The sequence below is a fragment of the Occallatibacter sp. genome (genome assembly GCF_035317045.1).
Lineage (GTDB): Bacteria > Acidobacteriota > Terriglobia > Terriglobales > Acidobacteriaceae > Telmatobacter.
Genome location: NZ_DATHHT010000042.1, coordinates 54,114 through 74,542, shown reverse-complemented (window position 1 = coordinate 74,542; position 20,429 = coordinate 54,114). Strand labels below are relative to the sequence as shown.

At 59.6% G+C, this 20,429-nt stretch carries 16 protein-coding genes; 9 read left to right on the top strand and 7 right to left on the bottom strand.

All coding sequences use genetic code 11. From position 1 onward, the window contains the following. Positions 1–292 precede the first annotated feature (292 nt). Entirely contained in the window at positions 293–1,717 is a 1,425-nt protein-coding gene (locus VK574_RS21390; protein WP_472801914.1) for a hypothetical protein, read from the bottom strand. An 83-nt stretch (positions 1,718–1,800) separates the two neighbouring features. On the opposite strand from VK574_RS21390, the gene bcp reads away from it, so the two are divergent. The 5 genes from bcp (at position 1,801) to VK574_RS21365 (ending at position 7,416) form a co-directional block, all read left to right on the top strand. After that, entirely contained in the window at positions 1,801–2,274 is a 474-nt protein-coding gene (gene bcp, locus VK574_RS21385) for a thioredoxin-dependent thiol peroxidase (RefSeq protein WP_472801913.1), read from the top strand. Further along, positions 2,253–2,963 carry a DNA-3-methyladenine glycosylase gene (locus VK574_RS21380; protein ID WP_472801912.1) on the top strand — a complete coding sequence of 237 codons (711 nt, stop codon included), beginning with the start codon at positions 2,253–2,255 and terminating at the stop codon, positions 2,961–2,963. The genes bcp and VK574_RS21380 overlap by 22 nt, the downstream gene beginning before the upstream one ends. Before the next feature lie 31 nt (positions 2,964–2,994). Beyond that, the gene (locus tag VK574_RS21375) at positions 2,995–3,516 is read left to right on the top strand and encodes a c-type cytochrome (protein ID WP_472801911.1); all 522 of its coding nucleotides are present in this window, start codon (positions 2,995–2,997) and stop codon (positions 3,514–3,516) included. 896 nt (positions 3,517–4,412) lie between these two features. Beyond that, positions 4,413–4,772 (top strand): PadR family transcriptional regulator, encoded by a 360-nt coding sequence (locus VK574_RS21370; protein ID WP_472801910.1) that lies wholly within the window; start codon positions 4,413–4,415, stop codon positions 4,770–4,772. Position 4,773: 1 nt separating this feature from the next. Then, positions 4,774–7,416: an ABC transporter permease gene (locus VK574_RS21365; RefSeq protein ID WP_472801909.1), complete on the top strand. Its 2,643-nt coding sequence runs from the start codon at positions 4,774–4,776 to the stop codon at positions 7,414–7,416. A gap of 249 nt (positions 7,417–7,665) precedes the next feature. Here the strand turns inward: VK574_RS21365 and greB are convergent, their stop codons facing one another. Further along, entirely contained in the window at positions 7,666–8,274 is a 609-nt protein-coding gene (greB, locus tag VK574_RS21360) for a transcription elongation factor GreB (RefSeq protein WP_472801908.1), read from the bottom strand. A 352-nt stretch (positions 8,275–8,626) separates the two neighbouring features. Between greB and VK574_RS21355 the strand changes: the two genes are divergently transcribed. Next, positions 8,627–8,956, top strand: a complete 330-nt coding sequence (locus tag VK574_RS21355; protein ID WP_472801907.1) for a PadR family transcriptional regulator — start codon at positions 8,627–8,629, stop codon at positions 8,954–8,956. 24 nt (positions 8,957–8,980) lie between these two features. Next, entirely contained in the window at positions 8,981–11,710 is a 2,730-nt protein-coding gene (locus VK574_RS21350; RefSeq protein WP_472801906.1) for an ADOP family duplicated permease, read from the top strand. Between the two features lie 45 nt (positions 11,711–11,755). Here VK574_RS21350 and VK574_RS21345 read toward each other — a convergent pair whose 3' ends face one another. The 5 genes from VK574_RS21345 to VK574_RS21325 all read right to left on the bottom strand — a co-directional run bounded on the left by VK574_RS21345 (position 11,756) and on the right by VK574_RS21325 (position 18,043). Continuing rightward, entirely contained in the window at positions 11,756–12,388 is a 633-nt protein-coding gene (locus tag VK574_RS21345; protein WP_472801905.1) for an ankyrin repeat domain-containing protein, read from the bottom strand. Positions 12,389–12,428: 40 nt separating this feature from the next. Continuing rightward, a complete protein-coding gene (gene moaC, locus VK574_RS21340) occupies positions 12,429–12,965 on the bottom strand; it encodes a cyclic pyranopterin monophosphate synthase MoaC (RefSeq protein WP_472801904.1) in 537 nt (178 codons plus the stop codon). Positions 12,966–12,974: 9 nt separating this feature from the next. Next, positions 12,975–14,231 (bottom strand): molybdopterin molybdotransferase MoeA, encoded by a 1,257-nt coding sequence (locus VK574_RS21335; RefSeq protein WP_472801903.1) that lies wholly within the window; start codon positions 14,229–14,231, stop codon positions 12,975–12,977. 500 nt (positions 14,232–14,731) lie between these two features. After that, positions 14,732–16,687: a CocE/NonD family hydrolase gene (locus VK574_RS21330; protein ID WP_472801902.1), complete on the bottom strand. Its 1,956-nt coding sequence runs from the start codon at positions 16,685–16,687 to the stop codon at positions 14,732–14,734. Between the two features lie 147 nt (positions 16,688–16,834). Next, positions 16,835–18,043 carry a tetratricopeptide repeat protein gene (locus VK574_RS21325; protein WP_472801901.1) on the bottom strand — a complete coding sequence of 403 codons (1,209 nt, stop codon included), beginning with the start codon at positions 18,041–18,043 and terminating at the stop codon, positions 16,835–16,837. 220 nt (positions 18,044–18,263) lie between these two features. Here VK574_RS21325 and VK574_RS21320 point away from each other — a divergent pair, with 220 nt between their 5' ends. Next, positions 18,264–18,947 carry a GNAT family N-acetyltransferase gene (locus tag VK574_RS21320; protein ID WP_472801900.1) on the top strand — a complete coding sequence of 228 codons (684 nt, stop codon included), beginning with the start codon at positions 18,264–18,266 and terminating at the stop codon, positions 18,945–18,947. After that, the gene (gene trmFO / locus VK574_RS21315) at positions 18,944–20,305 is read left to right on the top strand and encodes a methylenetetrahydrofolate--tRNA-(uracil(54)-C(5))-methyltransferase (FADH(2)-oxidizing) TrmFO (protein ID WP_472801899.1); all 1,362 of its coding nucleotides are present in this window, start codon (positions 18,944–18,946) and stop codon (positions 20,303–20,305) included. The genes VK574_RS21320 and trmFO overlap by 4 nt, the downstream gene beginning before the upstream one ends. Positions 20,306–20,429 lie beyond the last annotated feature (124 nt).

The following is a 20,429-nucleotide window of genomic DNA, read 5'->3' as shown; positions in this document are numbered from 1 at the left end:
AATTCCTTTAGACGGGGATCTGATAAAGCCAGCCTTACAAGGATTGTATAGGAGGGATAAGTTTTCTCCACGACATAAGCGCATCATTGTCACGAAAGTTACTGGTGCTGTTCCGGTGGGATAAAAATCCCGAGTGCGCTTAGTTAATGTCATTGCAACACATCTAGTTGTCGCCGGTATCGCCCCACGTTCTCTTCGAAGGTCGCATTGCACCGGAGTTGGAGCATCTCCAAACGGCACCAACCGGGATTCAGGCGGGACTCACCGGCGGAGGGGCTTGAGGGCCGGGTGATTATTCGCCTGGCGCTATGCCGTATTCGCCTCCGCCGGTAATGAAGATTTTTTCGGCGGTTCCGCGGAGCACCCGGTACAGCGCGAACTGCCGCTGTGTAGCGCCGCGCAACTCGAACAGCAACTCGCCTCGATTGTCGGCAAGGGCATCCACAGCGTCGATAAGTTTCATCCGGGGAGTCTCATCGAGATGCTCGCCGTCAGTGACGTTCTTGAGAAGCACTAGTGCATTACCGTAGAGGTCCGGCTGGGCGATCAGGGTCACGAATTTTTGCTGCTTCGCGGGTCCGTCAGTATGCGCCGAAAGAACCATAGTGGCGCCGGAGCCATATGCAAGCTCGAAGACGCGGAACTTCTCGTCCATCAGTGGCGGAGGCTCGGGCGGCGGAGCGGGCTTGGCATGCGCCTTGGCCGCGACACGCTTCGTCTTTGGAGCCAGAGGAGGAGTGAGGTCGAGGGACTTACGCGCGATGTCTTCCATGTCCTCTTTCATCTTGAGTTCGTCGTCGGGGTTGGCCCACGCGTAATTCCATTGATGCTCGGGATGGTTTCTTTCGTCGGAGACGGCGACAGCCTGCTGCATGTCGGCAGGAAGGCCCATCAGGCTTGGCAAGACGTCAGGGCCATTGCCGGTGGGCTTGCCGCGCATGAGATGGGGACGATCGGGATCGGCGGCTCCGGTCCGTTCCCCATCGTTCGTATCGGCCGATGACTCTGTGCCCTTGTGCAGAACCGGGTGGTCGGAATTGCTGCTCGACGTGCTGCCGGATGGGGATGAGTCGTCGGAAGTCTTCTTATGCATGGTCGGACGATCTGGATCGGCGGCAGGACCCGAACTGGAAGTGGACTTTCCGGAATCGTCTGTACCGGACTTCTTATGCAGGGTGGGCCGGTCAGGATCGGGCGACGGCCCGGAGGCGCCGGAGTCAGAGCTGCCGGAATTCCCTTCATGCTTGCGATGCAGCACCGGCTTGTCGTCATTGGCGTCGAAGCCATCGTCCACGACAGGTTTCGGTGCAGCCGGTTTGGCGGAAGGCAAGGGCTTCCACAAGCCGTAGCCGACCCAGGAGCCTTGCTCCTGGCCCGCGGTCCTGATGTCGTAAAGCCCGAAGCGCGCACCGTTCTTCTCTAGCTCGTATTCAACCTCGCTGGTGAGCGCGAGCGGTTGGGGCCGAGCGAGGTAGACTCCGCCATCCTGCAGGGCTTGTCCGTCGTAGACGGTGATGGGAACGATGCGGCTGGTCTTCGGTTTGCCTTCATCGCCCGTCCACTCGAGAACAGCGATGGCTCGTAATTCAGGAGTCGCTTTGTCCTTCTTGATGATTTGTCCGGGATACTGAGCACAAGCGCCCGCAGCCGCCAGTCCCACAGCGAGAGCGAGGGATGTTGGTCTGGTAAAACGTGACTTGGAAGTGCGTGATGACACCCAGCGTGCTCCTAGGGAATAATGCAATCGAAACAACCGTGCCGAAACTTTATCCACCATACTGACGATACGAGGAATCTCCTATGGAAGTGAACCAGAAGGTTGCTGATTTCACGCTACAGACAGACGAAGACAAGACTGTCAGTCTTTCAGACTACGCCGGCAAGCCGGTTGTGCTGTTCTTCTATCCTCGCGCCGATACTCCTGGCTGCACCATTGAGGCGTGCGGCTTTCGGGATACTTTCAAGAAGATCCAGGCCGCCGGCGCCGTCGTTCTTGGCATTTCGAGGGACACGCCGAAGGCGCAGGCGAAGTTCAAGGCCAAGTACGACCTTCCGTATACGCTCCTTGCTGATGTAGACGAGAAAGTCTGCAATCAGTTTGGTGTGTTGAAGGAAAAGAACATGTATGGGAAGAAAGTCTGGGGGATCGAACGGACCACATATCTGATCGGGCCTGACCAGAAGCTCATTCATATCTTCCCAAAGGTTACGCCAGAAGGGCACGCAGAAGAGGTACTGGCGCTTGTAAAGGAATGGAAAAAATCGCACAAATAAGGGCTTCCAAGACCACAAAGGCGTTGCCGGGACAGCTGATTTCGCGTGAATTCTTTGAGAATTCGCCGGAATCTGTCTCCCCGATGCTGCTGGGGAAGCTGCTGGTGGCACGGACTCGCCGAGGTTCGGTGCTGGCGGGGCGGATTGTGGAGGTCGAGGCATACCTCGGGCCGCATCACGATCCGCCGGATCCGGCGGCGCATACCCATCGCGGGCCAACGCCGCGAAACCTGGTGCTGTTTGGGCCGCCGGGGTACGCCTATCTGTACTCGATCTACGGGAAGTATTTTTGCGCGAACATCAGCTGCGAGCGCGAGGGACTGGGAGCCGGCATTTTGTTGCGGGCGCTGGAGCCAGTGATAGGCATCGCGGAAATGGCGCGAAACCGAGGACTGGATAAGGACGCTCCGGTGCGGATGATTGCGTCGGGGCCGAGTCGGCTATGCATCGCGCTGGGGTTGACGCGTCCGCTGCACAATGGGCTGGATGTGACAAGTGCTGCGTCACCGCTTCAGGTAAGAGACGACGGCTGTCCCGCGGCGGAGGTGGTGATTACGCCGCGGATCGGCATCAGGCATGCCGTGGACTCGCCATTGCGATTTGCGTTGCGCGGGCACAGCTGTGTGTCCGGGCCTAAACGCCTTAACGGAACTTCAACCAAACCGAATCATGATTCGTCAGTAGAATAGAAGTCATCCCACACCGCGAGGAACTCTGCACTTGAAGCTCTCTTCCCCGTCTTTCTCTGCCCCTTTGACGGCCCTGGTTTTCGCACTGTTTGCCGTTGCCGCTCTTTCCCAAACCCCCGCAGCCCAGCAGGCGCCTGCCGAAGAGCATCATCATCACGAGGAACCCGCGCCGACCAATTTGAAAGTCCTTCCGAAGACCATGACGGGAGAGCAGGTTCACGAGCTGATGCACAAGTGGGAGGCCTCGCTGGGCGCCGAGTGCAGTACCTGTCACGCTGCCGATCCCAAGAACATCGGGCCCAACGGAAAACCACGGCTGAATTTTGCCGACGACTCCAAGCCGGAGAAGGCTACGGCGCGGCTGATGTACCGGATGGTAGACGACATCAACGGGAATTACGTGGAGAAGGTTGAGAACTCCGGCGTGGGGGTATCGTGCGGAACGTGCCATCGCGGACATCTCGATCCTCCGATCTTCACGCCGCCGAAGGAAGACCACGATCACGATCATGGTGCGCCACCTGCGCCGAGTGCGAAGCCGTCTTCGCGGTGAACCGGTGGTCGCTCAGCTGTCAGTTTTCAGCTTGATTGGCGACGTAGTGCCGGGGGGGTATATATGCACCCTGTAGAGAAAGTTTCTACTTTCATTGGTTTACAGCCTCCCTTCCCGGCAATGTCCTCTATGGATTGAGGTTGCCTGTAGAGTCCTCTCAGCAAAGGCGTTAGAGGACGAGGGAACTAGTGAACAGGCAACAAGTGAACAAGAGAACGGTGACCCGGGCCACTCCGTTCCCGGGGTTCCCGCCTGGGAGACCTCTCAGATTGCCCTTCCGGGGCGGTTTCCTTTCGCAGTTTCGCAGTTTCACGGCCTGGATTTTCGAGATACGAGGGTTGGCGAAGTCCAACCCACTGTGGGAGAGATAGTTACCTTCTTTTCGGATGGTGTTTTTGGGCTCTTTTTGGTCGATTTTGGCATTTTTTATCGTTTAAGGGCCTTAGTGAACGCGATCTGTGAGCCTGTGCCGGCGGGGAACCGCGCGGAAGCAGAGTTCTCCCCGATCTGACACAAGTTCATTGTGCGCCAGCGGGTCATAATTACCTGCAAAACGGAGAGCCGGTTTTTTGTGTTTGGATTGTGTGGGTTGGACCGGGTTGACAGGGCTCGGGGCTTGACATGGATTTGGGGTGAACACTTCAGTGACACGGTTCTGGCCTTCCGATCGAAATCGCTAGCGCAATCGGCGTTTTCGGGGGCCAATCGATCCGCAAATGACGGGGACCGAGGGCACACTGAGAATTGTTTGGAAGCTCAAAGGGGATCGGGGCCACCTGCCTGGATGAGTGGTTTGGACTTCAGGCATTCTTCGATGATCTGTTCTTGCCCCGCGTGCTTGACAAGTGACAGTCGAATGCCTACCATCACTTCTCATTGAGGGTCGAACGTCTTCCATGGCAAAAAAGCAAGCACCACCACGAGCGAATTTGCTGCAGGGTACGCTGGACATGCTGGTCTTGCGAACCCTTCTTTATGGGCCGGCACATGGCCATCAGATCGGGAAACACATTCAGCGGACCACAAATGATTTCCTGCAGATGCAGCATGGCTCGCTCTATCCGGCGCTGCATCGCCTGGAGGAGCGAGGATGGGTCGCCTCGAAATGGGAGACGGCTCCGGATCGCAACCGGGAGTTCAAGTATTACAGGCTTACGGAGATGGGCAGGAAGCAGCTTGTGGTCGAAGAATCGCAATGGCAGCAGATGGCGGAAGCTGTGGCGCGCGTGATGTGGCCCGCCGCCGAGGAGAGCTGAGATGCGATGGTGGCAGGGCTGGAAAGGAACTGCTAAACGGGATGCCGACCTTGCGCGGGAGCTTCAGTCTGACCTTGAACTGGAAGAGGAAGAGCAACGGGAGCATGGGCTGTCTGCAAGAGAAGCTCATTTTGCAGCGCGCCGCGCCTTCGGCAACATGACACTGATTCGCGAGCAGACACGCGAGGCCTGGAGCTGGGGCTGGTTGGAGCATCTGGCGAGTGACTTGAAGTACGGCACGCGCACGCTACTGCGCTCGCCGGAATTCGCAATCGTCTCTGTGCTGGTGATGACGCTGGGCATTGGCGCAACCACATCGCTCTTCACAATGGTACGCGCCGTACTGTTGCGGCCATTGCCGTTTCGCGATCCCGGCAAGCTTGTCATGCTCTATGAGCACTATCGCCACAACAACGGCGGCGACGGATTCAATGCGGTTGCGCCAGGCGACTACCGCGATTGGCGCAGTCAGACCCATGGCTTTGAGGACATGGCGGCGATGCGCGGCTACGGGGGCATTATCTCCGGCGTGCATTCCGAACTGCCCGAAGTCGCGCAGAGCGCGGGTGGCTCGGCCAATCTCTTTCCACTACTCGGCGTAGCCCCCGCCTTTGGCCGCATCTTCACCGAGGCAGAAGATCATCCGAAGGGTGAGCCGGTGGTCCTGCTCACCTGGAGCCTGTTTCAACGCCGCTTCGCTGGAGATCCTTCCATCATTGGCAAACAGATTCATCTGGACACCATCCCGACGACCGTCATTGGCGTGCTGCCAAGCTGGTTTACCTATCCGGATGCCCGCATCCAGTTCTGGCTGCCCTACGCGCAGACTTTTTCAGAGAGCGACTATCGCATACACGACGGCCACCAGAGCGAGGTGGTTGCGCGGCTGAAGCCGGAGGTGAGCGCAGAAGCGGCGACGCAGGAGGTGAGCGCGGTGCAGTACGGGATACATCTCGCCAATGCCTCCAAGCCCGTGGCTGAAGATGTCTGGGCCCGGCCGATGATCGATGACCTGGTGAAGGGTGTGAGAACACAGATGCTGGTACTGCTGTGTGCCGTTACTTGCATGCTTTTGATTGCTTGCCTCAATGTCTCGAACCTGCTTGTGGCGCGGGCTGCAGCGCGTCGGCGGGAGGTTGCCATCCGCGGGTCCCTGGGCGGCAGCCGGCTTGCTTTAATTCGCGAACAGATGACCGAAAGCCTGCTGATCTGCGTGGCGGGCGGCGTACTCGGCTTACTGCTGTCGCTGTCTTCCACGCGCTGGCTCGCTGCCAACTGGCGCAATCTACCCCGAGCCGACTCCGTACATATAGATGGATGGGTTTTCGCTTTTGCAACGGGCCTGGTGTTGACTACAGGATTGCTGGCTGGTCTCGTGCCGGCAGTCGCATCCACTGGCAAAGGGTTACTCACAGCGCTGCAGGAATCCTCGCGATCGGCCAGCGCCGGCGCCTCGCGTGCGCGTCTGCGCAAGACGATGCTTACCCTCGAAATCGCGCTCACGGTCATGCTGCTGGTCTCAGCCGGACTGCTTTTCAAGAGCTTCATGCGCTTGAGAATGGCGGACCTGGGCTGCCGAATCGATCACGTAATGACGATGAAATTCGGGCTCCCCGAAATCCAATACGATACGCCTGACAAAGTGATGCGCTTCCACGAATCGCTGCTTGAGCGCGTGCGCCGGCTGCCGGGGGTGAGCGGCGCTGCGCTCGTGTCCAATGCGCCTGGAACCGGGCCACAGGGCGACAGAGTTTTCACTATCCTGGAGCGGCCCACACCCACTTACAGCCTTCAGTACGATGCGATGACCCTCACCGCCGACCCGCAGTACTTCAACGTCATGCAGATTCCTCTGCTGCGCGGCCGCGTCTTCACGGAACACGAGCGCCTCGGCAACGCCCACTACATCGTTGTCAGCAAGCAATTCGTAGATCAGTTTTTCCCGGGCGAGGACCCCATCGGCAAACATGTCCGTTCAGGCTGGGATACCAACGTGGAAAACTACGAGATCATCGGTGAAGTTGGCGACACCGTCTACGATGTCACCAAGCCAGTCGCCGCCACCATGTACTTCCCTATCCTTTCCGGCATTCCCAACCGCACGAGCGAGGCTACCATCGTGGCCTGGAGCTCCGGCGATCCCCTGGCCATGTCGATACCGATCCAGCGACAAATCTCCGCGCTCGAACCAGAGCTGCCCGTTTACAACGCGCTGACCATGGACCAGATTCTCGGCAAGACCACGGCCACTCAAGGTTTCGCGGCAAATTTGGTCTTGGCTTTCGCCGCCTTGTCTCTTCTTCTGGCCGCAGTAGGCCTGTATGGAGTGCTCTCTTACCTGGTCACACAGCGAGTGTCGGAAATCGGCATCCGCATCGCCCTGGGAGCGCAACGCGAACAGATCTTGCGTCTCATTTTGTTCGACGGGCTGCGGCCGGCGCTCCTCGGGCTGATTCTCGGCCTGACAGCCAGCGCTGGAGCAACTCAACTCATCCGGTCGATGCTCTACGGAACCGCGCCGTATGACCCGGCTGTTATTGCCGCTGTGATTCTTACTTTGCTCTCGATCGCTTCGATTGCGTGCGCCTTTCCCGCGTGGCGCGCTTCGCGTCTCGATCCAATGCAAGCATTGCGAACAGAATAAGGGCCGCCGTTCTGACAATTTGGAACAGCCTCAATTGACATGCATCGTCAATCCGCTCATCCAGTTTCAGCTTAGTGCCGGAAAATCGGCATCGCGCAAGCTTTCCGAAAGCAAACGTCGACCATGCCTGTCCGGATGCCAGGGCGTTTATGAGGGCTCAACTCATCATCCTGTCGCCTGCCAAGAGCCGATAGCGCTCTATTACAGTCGTCGCTCTTTCACTAACTGTGCCGTATCGTCTCTTCTTCGTCAGGGGAGCGTCGGCGAGGGAGTCCCTTTGGCCGAGGCCGCGGATCCAGGTGGTTCGCGGAACGGTTCCACAGAAATGCGCTCGTAACAAACTTCCAGCACCGTCAGGTATTCTGTCCCGCCCGGCGCCTGGAGAACTACGCTGTCTCCCGCTGCCGACTTCATCAACGCGCGCCCCAGAGGTGACACCCAACTGATGTGGTTGCGGTTGAGATCGACCTCGTCGGTGCCTACGATGCTCACCACTCGCTCCGCTCCCGCGGCATTGGCATAGCGCACGGTCGCTCCGAAGAATGCCCGCGCCTCCGCTTGCCGCGATCTCGGAGCTTCCGGGTCCACCACTTCCGCGGCTTCGATTCGCTTGGTGAGAAAGCGAATCCGCCCATCGATCTGCCGCAGCCGCCGCTTGCCGTACTGATAGTCGGCGTTTTCACTGCGATCGCCGTTGCCGGCAGCCCACGTCACCACCTCCGCCACGGCCGGGCGGTCCCTGGTGAGCAGAAACCGGTGCTCATCTTTGAGGCGCTCGAGACCGCTCGGCGTTATGTAGTTCTTGACGTGCGTCGCGGGCTCGTCCCGTTGTGGTTCTCTCGTAAACCCTTTCCGCATTTCCTAGTCCTCTCAGCACGAATCCAGTGGCTCCCCTAATGAATCCGGATGAACGTTGATGGAAAACACTGCAGGTCATACCCGTTCATGGGAGTTCATCTGCGGCCCTAATTGATTTTTTCACGTCTTCCGGCCCCCCAGGGATCCTATCCGTCATCTCGGACAAGTGCCGGCTAAGGCATGCCTGGGACACCAGTCCTGATATCTCGGCTTTGGGTTTACTGATCGATGGTGCAGCGCGCTGGCCCTGGCGCATTCAGCGATTCGCACGCATTGAGGGTTGTGCGTAATGGTCTCCCCTTGACATTCGACAAGAAGACGGGCGATGCTATTGTCGAACGTCGAGGGGAAGATGCCACCATCCACTGATTTGCTGCAGGGCACGCTGGACATGCTGATTTTGAAGACGCTCGCTCCCGGCCAGGAGCATGGGTGGGCGATTGCGCAGAGAATCCAGGAAATGTCGAACAACATTTTGCAGATCGGGCAGGGTTCGCTGTATCCGGCGCTGCACCGGCTGGAATATCGCGGCTGGATTCGGGCGACGTGGGGCGCCTCGGAGAACAATCGGCGGGCGCGGTTCTATGCGCTGACGGCGGCTGGCCGGAAACAGCTTGAAGCGGAACTAGAAAACTGGGATCGGCTGACGGGCGCTGTGAACCTGGTGCTGCAGGGCGCATAGCCCGGAAATCTGGCGAGGGAAACCATGTTGAGTGAATGGTGGTCGCGGATTCGCTTTTTTGTCACCGGCAAGAAGCGCGCCGATGTGGATGAGGAACTTGCGTTTCACATGGAACGCGAGATCGCGGCGAATATTGCGGCAGGGATGTCGGCGGCGGAAGCAAAACGGCGCGCGATGATTGCGTTTGGAAGCAGGGAGCGTGCGCGCGAGGAATGCCGCGAAGAGCGACCGTCGTATTTTCTGGAGTCGCTGGGACGCGATCTGCGGTTTGGTCTGCGGGGGCTGTGGAGGAATCCCGGCTTTACGGTGATGGCGGTGCTGACGCTGGGACTGGCGATTGGGATGAACGCGACCATCTTCAGCCTTTTCGACCAGGCACTGATGCAGACGCTGCCGGTACGCAGCCCGAACGAACTCGTGGTGCTGAACTTTACGGGGTCACGCTCCGGACACTTGCATTCGGAAGGCGGAGACACACCGGGCCACGTGCACGAATTCTCGTACCCGATGTACAAGGATTTGCGGGACCGCAATACAGCATTGAGCGGGTTGATTGCCGAGGCTCCGGAAACGCTGGGCGTGACATGGAACAATCACGCGGAGTCGGTTTCGGCAGAGCTGGTGAGCGGCAATTATTTTGAGACGCTGGGCGTGCCGCCGGCGTCGGGACGGGTATTCGGATCCGGCGATGAAACGGCTCCGGGAGCAAATCCGGTAGCGGTACTCAACTTCGACTATTGGAAGTCGCACCTCGCGGAAGCGCCGGTCGCCGGCAAGACGCTGCTGATCAACGGAACGCCCTTCACGATTACAGGAGTCGCTGCACCGGGATTTCACAGCATGGTGTGGGGACACACGCCGGCTGTGTATGTGCCGCTCACGATGGAGCAGGTGCTGACGCCGGAGTGGACGTCTCTGGCCGATCACAAGGATTACTGGATAGCCATTGCGGGCCGACTGAAACCTGGCGTCACGCGTTCAGAGGCGGAGGCTTCGATCAATCCGCTTTTTCGTGCGCTGAGGGCCGAAGAGTTCAAGGACCTTTCCGATCAGTCTGCGAAGGATCGGCAGGACTTCGTCGGGTCGGCGTACCTGCATGTGGATGCGGGAGCAAAAGGCTTCAGTCCGATGCGCGGTGACGTGCAGGCGCCTCTCACCATCATTCTTGCGATGGTAATGCTGGTGATTGGGATGGCCGTGGTGAACGTGGCAAGTCTGCTGCTGGTGCGGGCAGCGGCGCGCGCGCAAGAGATTTCAGTTCGCTATGCGCTGGGCGCGACCAGCCGCCAGGTCCTGCGGCAATTGCTGGCGGAAGGAATGATGCTGGGGCTGGCGGGAGCGGCACTGGGACTGGCGCTTGCACCGGAGGCGCTTCGGCTGCTGATTCATCAGCTGTCAATCAACATGGAAGGGGAGTTGCCCTTTGCGGCAGTGCTCAACTGGCACGTGCTGGGCTGGTCCCTTGTTGTCACAATGGTGGCAAGCTTGCTGTTCAGTCTTGCACCGGCGTTGCAGTTCCGGAATCCGCGACTGGCCGAGGTGATGCAGCAACGGACAGGAACCAGTGGCGGCGGATCGCTCAAGTTTCGCCGCTCGTGCGTGGCGCTGCAGATTGGATTCAGCCTGCTGCTGATTGTGGTGGCGGGCATGTTTGTGCGGACGATCAGTAATCTTCGCCACGTGGAGACGGGGTTCGCTACCGATCATCTGCTTGCATTCGATTTGAATCCAACGCTGGCAGGCTATCCGGGAAACCAGGTGGCTCCGGTGGAGCAGCGGGTGCTGGACGCTACCGCGGCGCTACCAGGGGTGCGATTTGTGGGAGCGACCAATGACGCGGATTTGACGGGCGACGATATTCAGGGAGACATGGTGCCGGCGGGGTATGCAGGCAAACCCGACGAGGAATTCGACGTGGAGCTTCCCTGGGTGAGCAACGGATATCTGCAGACACTGGGCGTGCCTCTGGTGGTGGGACGGTACTTCAATGCGAGCGACACGGCTACATCGCAGCGCGTTGCCGTGGTGAACGAGAGCTTTGCCAAACATTATTTTGGCGGAGCGCAGCAGGCGCTTGGACGGATCGTGGCAAGACCGAAGAAGCCCGGCACCGACGCTTCGATTGTGGGAGTTGTGCGCGATGTGAAGCATTCCAGCGTACGCGATCCTGCGCTTGCCACCTGCTACACACTTTTTTCGCAGGCAACGCGGCAGACGGGGCTTAACTTTTATGTGCGGACATGGCAGCCGCCCGACACAGCCACGGCGAGCATACGCGCGGCAATCGCGAATATTGATGGCAAGCTGATTGTGGGCAATCTTCAGACCATGCAGGAAACGATTGACGCGAACCTGGTGGCGGAGCGGGCAATTGCGATGCTGGCCTCGGTGTTCGGCATGCTGGCGACGCTGCTGGCGGGAATCGGGCTATACGGAATCCTCGCGTATTCGACGGCGCAGCGGACACGGGAGATTGGGATTCGCATGGCGCTGGGTGCGCGGCGCACGACGGTGGTGGGATTGATATTGTGCGAAGTACTGATGCTGGCCGGAGGCGCTGTGGCGGTGACGATTCCGCTGGCGATGCTGGCAACGAGGACAGTGCGAAGCGAGCTGTTTGGAGTGTCGGTCGCAGATCCGGCGGTGTACGGAGCAGGGATTCTGATCATTTGCGTAGTGGCGGCGTTGGCAGGATTTATTCCGGCACGGCGCGCGGCAACGGTGGATCCAGCAAGTGCTCTGCGGACCCAATGAGAGAGCGTTGCCGGAACTTTGGATTCTCTTCGAGGAGTAATCGGACTAACGGCTCAATCGTCTGCTAAGTGCGGCGAGCATGGCGGGGTCGTTGCGAACACGGTCGGAGTTGATCCACTCGGGCTCGATGGTTGCACCGGCTACAACCAGGAGCGAGGCGACTTTGAGCTGTTTTTCCCGACTTTTTTCGAGAGGTTCAAAATATTGATGGATGGCCCAGCCAAGGGGCGGCGAGTTGTATTTCTCGTCTTTGAGATCGATGTCGGAGACGGGAATCAGCTTTCTGGCCAGTCGGTCTTCGCCGAGCAGTGCTGACCAGTGGAGCGCAGTTTCGCCGAAGATTCCGCGAAGCCTGGGATTGGCTCCAGCCTCAAGGAGACGGAGACCCACATCTTCCGCGATCAAGCTCGCGGCTCCGATTAGCGGCGTATCGCCCTTGCCATCCCTTTGGAAATCGAGGTCTGCGCCGGATTGAATGAGCGCTTCAAGCAGTGGCAAAGCAGCCCCGCGTTTCAGGGTTCCGTCGAAGATCATGTCGGAGACGTAGTGGAGCGGGTGAGTGTGGATGCAGTCGTTGTGGCCCCAGCGAATGAGTGCATCGGCAAGTGATGCATCTTCAGCAAGCAACAGGCGAAGAGCGGCGGCGTCTCCCTGGCGGATTGCGGTTTTTACGTCCATGACTTCATGTTCTTAGTTCTTAGTGTTGACAAGTGGCGCGTTATTTTTGGCGTTTGTAATCGCCTGATTTGCCGCCGGATTTCTGCTCGAGCTGGATAGCGCGGATGACGATGGATTTGTCGAGGGCCTTGGTCATGTCATAGACCGTGAGGGCTGCGATGGCGGCGGCGGTGAGGGCTTCCATTTCCACTCCCGTTTGAGCGGTCGTGGATGCGGTGGCGCGAATGCGGACTCCACCGGCAACGATGGTTGCCTCGACGTCGACGTGCGTGAGCGGCAGCGGGTGGCACATGGGAATCAGTTCAGACGTACGCTTGGCGGCCTGGATGCCGGCGAAACGCGCGACCTCAAGCGGATTGCCCTTGGGGTTGGTGGGGAGCGCGGCGAGAACTGCGGCGGAGAGTTCGACGAATGCCGAGGCGGTGGCGGTGCGCTTTGTGGCTTGCTTGGGGCTGACGTCGACCATACGGGCGTTGCCTGCGGCGTCGTAATGAGAGAGCTGCGGTTTACCACTCCAGCGACTAAGACCTGTCGCTGGGGACCCCGGGTTGCTGGCGGGTTTTAGTGACTTTGGCATTCTGGCTTCTTAATGTAGCAGGATGCGGACAGTGGTTCCGGCTGTCAGGAAGCCTGCGTCTTCAGGGATCACGAGAAAGCAGTTGGATCGCGCGAAAGCGGTGAGGTCGCCGGAGCCTTGCCAGGGGACGAGAGCGACTTGCGGGAGTTCGCTGACGGATGAGTTGAATGTACAGAAAGCGGGGAGGAAGCGCGTGAGGCCGGGTTTGGTTTTGCGGTCAGTGTCGCGGGAGAGGTTGGCGAGGACGAAGCGGGGATGAATTTCGCGGCTGCCGGCGAGGGCGGCGAGGATCGGTGCGGCGAAGAGGTGAAACGTAGCGGCGGACGAGATGGGGTTGCCAGGGAGGCCGAAGAAGACCTGCGCGGTCAAGGATCCAACGGTTCGCGGGATTTGGCCGAAGACTAGCGGTTTGCCGGGCTGGATGCGGACGCCGGTGAAGTGGAATTGTGCACCGAGGCGGGCCAAAGCGGGTTCGACAAGATCGAATTTGCCTGCGGAGACGCCGCCGGAGATGAGGAGTATGTCGGCTTGGAGGGCCTGAGCCAGAGCGGAGTCGAGGGCTTCTGCGGTGTCGGCGGCGGTGGGGAGGAGGATGGGTTCGGCGCCGGCACTGGCGACCAGCGCGGCGAGCATGGGGGCGTTGGAATTGCGGATTTTGCCGGGACCTGGAGTGGCGTCGACGGGAACGAGTTCGTCGCCGGTGGTTAGGATGGCGACGCGGGGACGGACGTAGACGTCGAGGTGCGCGTATCCGCAGGAGGCGGCGAGGGCGATCTGGGCGGGGGCCAGTTTCGTGCCGGCTGGGAGTTGTTCATCGCCGCGGCGGGCTTGAGCGCCTTTGGCTACGATGTTGTCGCCGGGGTCGATTGTGCGCGGAGCGATGAGTCGGATTGTGTTGGCGGATATTTCAACGTGCTCGAGCATGACGACGCAATCGGCGCCAGACGGGACGGGGGCGCCGGTCATGATTTCCCAGGCTTCGCGTTCAGGTAGCGGTCCGGCGGGGGCTTCGCCGGCGTGCGTTGTGCCGGCGATGGTGAGCGCGATGTGCGCTGAGGCTTCGGCGGCGCGGCAGGCGTAGCCATCGCGAGTGGAGCGCGCGAAGGGTGGCTGATCCTCGTCGGCTGCAATGGGTGTGGCGAGGATGCGGCCGCTGGCGTTCGCTAGGTCGACAAGCTCGGTGCGGGGGTGATGTTGGTGGATTTTTTGAGCGTGGGCGGCTACGAGGGCAGCGGCTTGTTCGTAGCTGGGGAGGTCGGAGGTCATCTTCGGAATTGTAGTGGTTGAAGGGCGCCAGAAGTGAGGTCTGCTCGGCATCGAATTGACATGCTCGTGCTTTCCCAGGTCTCAAAAGCGAGATCTGGGGCACCCAGGTTTTGAGTTGGGTTAGGTTTGAAAAGCTTGGGCAGGCCACCGGCCGCGAACTACGAAGGGTCGTGCTTTCCCACCCTTGACCAAAAGAGGGTCAAGGATGGGGCACCCAGGTTTTGAGTTGGGTTAGGTTTGAAAAGCTTAGGTGGGCCACCGGCCATCGAATTGACATGTTCGTGCTTTCCCAGGTTCGCTGCGGCGTGGCAGAGTGCAAAAGCAGATCCTTCGCGACGCTTACCCCATCGCGCGTTTCGCGCAACGGGGCCCCAGGCGTGCGTCGCTCGGGATGACACGGTGATTGATGATGACACCTCTTCTGCGGATTGCGCTCCTGCTTTCCCACCCTTGCCTTCGTCAAGGATGGGGCACCCAGGTTTGTGGTCGTCGATGCTTTGCTAGTGCTTCACTACGCTTAGGGTGAGGGTGGAGGGGTATTGGGTGGAGTGGTGGATCTGGTTGTGGGCGACTACTCCTTTTGCCTCGTCGTAGTTATTTCCGCCGGTGTTGAGGTTGCGATCGTAGCGGGGAAAGTTGCTGCTGCTGATCTCGATGCGGAGTTGTTCGCCAGGCGGGAAGTAGTTGCTGGTTTGCATGGGCTGGAGGGCGATCTTGTAAACCTTGTCCTTTTCCATGAAGACGGGCGGCTTTTCGTAGCCTTCGCGGTAGCGGGCGCGTTGAATGTTTTCGTCGATGTTGTAGGCGGTGCCGTCGGGGAGGACTTCGATGAGCTTCACGGTGAAGTCGGTGTCCTTGGCGTCGCTCGAAACATAGAGCGTGACTTCGACGGGGCCGGTGACTTCCAAGCCCTCTGACAGCGGGCCGGTCGAGTATACGAGGACGTCGTCGCGCGCTTCAAGGGGACGCTGATCGACGGCGCCGGGTTTGAAGTCTGCACCCATGCAGCAGAATCCGCCGCCGCGAGTGGGTACGGGATTCATGGGATCGTAGATAAATTTGTCGGAGGCATCTTTCTGCGGTGCGGCAGGAACGAGTGCGCCGTCGCCGGCGATTGAGTTGGCGTGGCCGCTGGAGGTGAGGTAGAACGTGACCGGCTTCGCTTCCCTGGGAGGCCAGGTGTCGGAGGATTGCCACTTGTTGAGGCCCATGGTGTAGTAGCGAACCTTGGGAGTTTTCTCGAGCAGTCCGTTGTCTTCGCCCTTGAGGAAATGATCGAACCAGCCGAAGGTCAGGGCATCGTAGTCGAGGCGTGCGTCGCCGAGATCGCGTTCGCCGACTATGGTGTGTTCGGCTGCGCGCTTGTAGCTGCAGTGAGGAACGGGCGCGATGATGGCGTACTGTTCATTAGCAACTTCGGGACTGGCTGTGCTGCGGACGAAGTTGTAAGCGGCGAGGTTGGGCGCGACGCTGACGTCGTACCAGGTCATCATCCACAGGCCCGGGACATTGATGTGCATCGAATCATTCCACAATCCGCCTTTGTACCAGGAGGGATCGTTCGGCGTGCGCTCGATCATGCCGGGTTGGCCTGAGGGGGTTTTGTCGGCGTAGATGCCTTTGGGCGCGCCGACGGCGGCGAGAATGTCTTCTTCGGGCAGGTGCGCGAGGGCTTTCGCCCAGTCGACTTGCGGAGGATGTGCGCCGAGGTCCCACCATTTCGCGGCCTCGACGAGCCCCTGTTGCGATGTGTTGGGCGGAAAGTTGGGCTTGGCTTCACTGGTTTGCAGGCCGGCGTCGTAGAGCCAGGTGGCGAAGAGCATCTGCACGGCCCCGCCGCGGAACCAGTTGCCCTGCTCGTAGTAGGGCCCGACGCGGCCTACGCCGGCGCCGTAGCTTTCGGGAATGATGGTCGCGAGCGCCTTGTTGCCGCGTGAGGCAACGTTGAGCTGCCACTCGGCGGTGGAGGAGCAACCGATGAGGCCGACTTTGCCGGTGGACCAGGGTAGGGCGGTCATCCAATCGAATTCGTCGTCGGAGTCGGTGAGCGGAACGCCGAGGATGTCGTAGTCGCCTTCGGAGAAGTAGCGTCCGCGTTCATTCATCTCGACGAAGGCGTAGCCGTGCTTGACTGCGTCGAGTGCCGCGGTCATGTCGCGCGGGGCGCCGAGGGAGATGTCCCAGTAGTTGAAGTCATAAGGCGTGCGGGAGAAGATGATGGGATATTTTTTCGATTCGTCTTTGGGACGGTAAATATCGGCCTGCATGCGCTTGCCATCGCGCATCGGGACCATGACTTTGCGCTCGATGATGGCGACGGCTTCAAGTTGCTGCTCGATGGCATTGCGGTGAGCGATGGTTGCGGCATCTTGCGTTGTACGCGCCTGGGAATGCACGGTGAGAGAACCTGCAAGGCAAACGAGGGTGACGGCCGCCAATTTGAATCTGAGTTGCATTGTGACCTCGAAGGATGTGCTGGAGGAAGTAAAACCTGTGGAGCAAATATACTGCAGTCGCGCGAGCATCCTGCATTGGCACGGAGAAAGAAGAAGGGCGCGCCCGTTGAACGGGAGCGCCCTGAGCAGGGTGTAGTTGCGCGATGCTTATTTCTTCTTGGTGGCCTTGTAGCTGGTGTTGATCTTCTGGCCGGCAGAGTCGAGGATGCCCTTCACGTCGGCCGAGTACGGTCCACTGGGATCGAGTTCTAGATACTTTTGATAGGCTTCGCCGCAACCTTCAGGCAGAACGATGCGTTGGGTCTTGGGGTCGACGGTCGCCTTGGTGATGAGGGCCTGTCCCTTGAGATAGTAGGGCACAGCGTCGTTGGGATTGGCGGCGATGGCTTTGTCAGCAGCCGCGGCCTGGCCATCGCTGTTACCGACCTGGGAGTAGATCACGGCTTCGTTCTTGTAGTAGAAGCCGGCCTTGGTGGGGTCTGCCTTGACGGCGGCATCGTAGGCCGCTGCGGCTTCAGGAACCTTGCCATTGCGGGCATAGATTTCGCCCAGGCCGGAGTTGGCGAGACCCTGGATCTCGGGACGAGGTTTTTTCGAAGCGGTATCAAGGTCGATGGCCTTCTTGAAGGCGGTTTCGGCATCATCGTATTTCTTCAGCCCTAACTGACCCTGCCCCAGGTAGGCAAAGAGGACTGATTCGGTCGGCCGGAGCTCGGTGTCCTTGGTCATGAGGGTCACGACATCGGTGTACTTGGCGTTCTTGATTTCGGTCTCTTTGGCCGCGAGATCGGTCTTGGATCCAGAGGCACCGACTTGCTGAGCGGCGGTGGCTTTGGCATTGTCTGCGTCGTGAATATCTGCCATCGCGGCTTTGAGATCGGCGTTGAGATTTTTGATGACGGCGTTTGCCTTCATTGCCTCGGCATTGTGCGTCTTCATCTCAGCGAGCGACTTGCGGGTTTCTTCGGGGAGCGCGTCGATGTATTCCTTGCGCGACATGTCGTCGTCGGCAGCGGTGTCCTGTCCGACGACAATCTTGATGTTCTCGATTTTGTCGGTCTCCTTGTCGGGAGCCAGGCCGGGCGTGCGATAGACGAGGGTGTAGGAGCCCGGAGGTGCGGAGCCGCTGTAGTCACCGTTGGCGTCAACGGGGAAGGAAGCCACTTCCTTGGTGTCCTTGTTGAGAGACATCGTGCCATTCCCCTGAGCCGCGCCGGTGGGGTTGGTCACATGACCGTGAATCTTTCCAGTTGGTGCAACGTTGGCGGGCGCGGGAGTCTGGGCGAGTGCAGCGGGCAGTACGGCGAGTGCCAGCAATCCGAGTAATCCGGTCCAGAGCGAAATCGTGCGTTTCATGTTCTTCTCCTTGGGAGCTTGGGCGGGTACCAGTCCGCATGCTCGATCGAAAAATTGTCGTATCACTCCAACATCAACGAATCTATACCTGCTCATACGGTTGGATGCACTTGCGGTGGTATACCGGACTGCATCCAGGATCTCGACGTTCTTGCAAGGTTCCCCATATGCGTTGCCAACCAGAAAAATGCCAAAGCGAGCGGGTTGCAGGAGCAAACAGTTGCGAACGCAAGCAACTGCTCTTCTCGGCACGAATCAAGGTAAATCCAACGGATACTTCAGCACAAGGCCGGAAGACGCAACAGTCCCGCATGCCGACCCGATGTGCCGTCAGGCCTGCACGCTTACCGATGGTAGTTTGCGCCTTGGGATCCTTCTTGTGGCGCGCATCACACCCTACAATATCGACATGGCAACCACGATTCGACCGGCGGTGGCGGAGGATGTGCCGCAGATTCTTGAGTTTATTCGTGCATTGGCACGATATGAGCGCGAACCGGATGCCGTGACCGCGACGGAGGCGGACCTGCTGCGCGATGGGTTCGGGCCCAACCCGTACTACTGGTGCCTGATGGCGGAGCATGATGGGAAGCCGGCAGGATTTGCGCTGTGTTTTTTCAGCTATTCAACCTGGCTGGGGCGAGCGGGGGTGTATCTGGAGGATCTGTTTGTGTTTCCGGAGTTGCGCGGGCTGGGGATCGGCAAGGCGCTGCTGCAACGGGTGGCCGCCATTGCTGTTGAGAAGGACTGCCCGAGGCTTGGCTGGGAGGTTCTGGACTGGAACGCGCCGGCCATCGATTTTTATCAGGCAATGGGGGCGGAGTTCCTGGATGCGTGGCGGAATGTGCGCATGACCGGCGAGGCGCTGAGGCGGTTGGCAGGAGTTGAGGAGCCGGCACAATGAGAATTCGCGTGATTGGCGGAGGGCTGGCAGGACCGGAGGCTGCGCTGACGGCGGCGCGGCTGGGCTGCCAGGTGGACCTCTTCGAGATGCGGGCGATGGTGGATGGGAAACCGCGGCTGACTCCGGCGCACGAGACGATTGAATTTGGCGAACTGGTGTGCTCGAACTCGTTGAAGAGCGAGTCTCCAAATACGGCGCCCTGGCTTCTGAAGCAGGAGATGCGGCGTTTTGGTTCGGCGCTTTTGAAGATCGCGGATGAGACGGCGGTGCCTGCGGGGCATGCACTGGCAGTGGATCGCGTGGAATTTTCGCGGAGGATTGCGGAAGCGATTTCGAACGAGTCCGCGATTCGCGTGATTCGCGAAGAGGTGACCCGGCTCGACGATTCGGCAGATCAATATGCGCTGACGATTGTGGCGACGGGGCCATTGACGTCGGGTGCGTTGAGTGAGGAAATTGCGCGGATCACGGGAGCGGAGCACCTGGCGTTCTACGATTCGATTTCGCCGATTGTGGATGCGGAGTCGATTGATATGGAGCGGGTGTACTTTGCGGCGCGTTGGGACAAGGGCACCGCGGATTACATCAACTGCCCGATGAATCGCGAGGAGTATGACCGCTTTCTGGATGCGCTGCTGGCGGCGGAGGCGGCGGAAAGCAAGGAGTGGGAAAACCTTGATTATTTCGAGGGATGTCTTCCCATCGAAGTGCTCGCGACGCGGGGACGCGACACGCTGCGCTTCGGGCCGATGAAGCCGGTGGGGTTGCGTGATCCGCGAACGGGGCTGCGGCCGTGGGCAGTGGTGCAGTTGCGCAAGGAGAATGTGCGCGCGGACAGTTATAACCTGGTGGGATTTCAGAATCATTTGAAGTGGGGCGAGCAGGCGCGGGTACTGCGGATGATTCCGGGGTTGGAGAACGCGAAATTCCTGCGCTATGGACAGATTCATCGCAACACTTACATCTGTGCACCTGTTTTGCTCGACGAGTTGCTGCGGCTGAAGACCACACCGCGCGTTTTGTTCGCGGGGCAGATTTCAGGCGTGGAGGGATATACGGAGTCGATCGCGACGGGGATGCTGGCAGGGATCTATGCGGCGGCGCTGGCACATGGCGTTGAACCAACGCCGGTGCCGCGGGGAACGGCGCTGGGATCGCTGGTGCACTACATTACGCACGCGGATGCGAAGGATTTTCAACCTGCGAATATCACGTTCGACTTGCTGGAGCCGCTGGAAGAAGAAGTACGGAAGAAAGTACGCGACAAGAAGGAGCGGCACCGGATGGTGTGCGAGCGGGCGCTGGAAAAGTTTGAGGCATGGTGGGCTGGCCAGCAGACTTCGGCTTCGGTTCGGTAGAGGGGGCGGCGAAGAACTTCCGAATCGTTCACGACTCGACCGCAACCACCGGGACCGAGTTCTCAGTTCCATCCACGCACGCCTCACAGCTTCGCGAAACTCAGGATCGTCTGATAGATTCGGT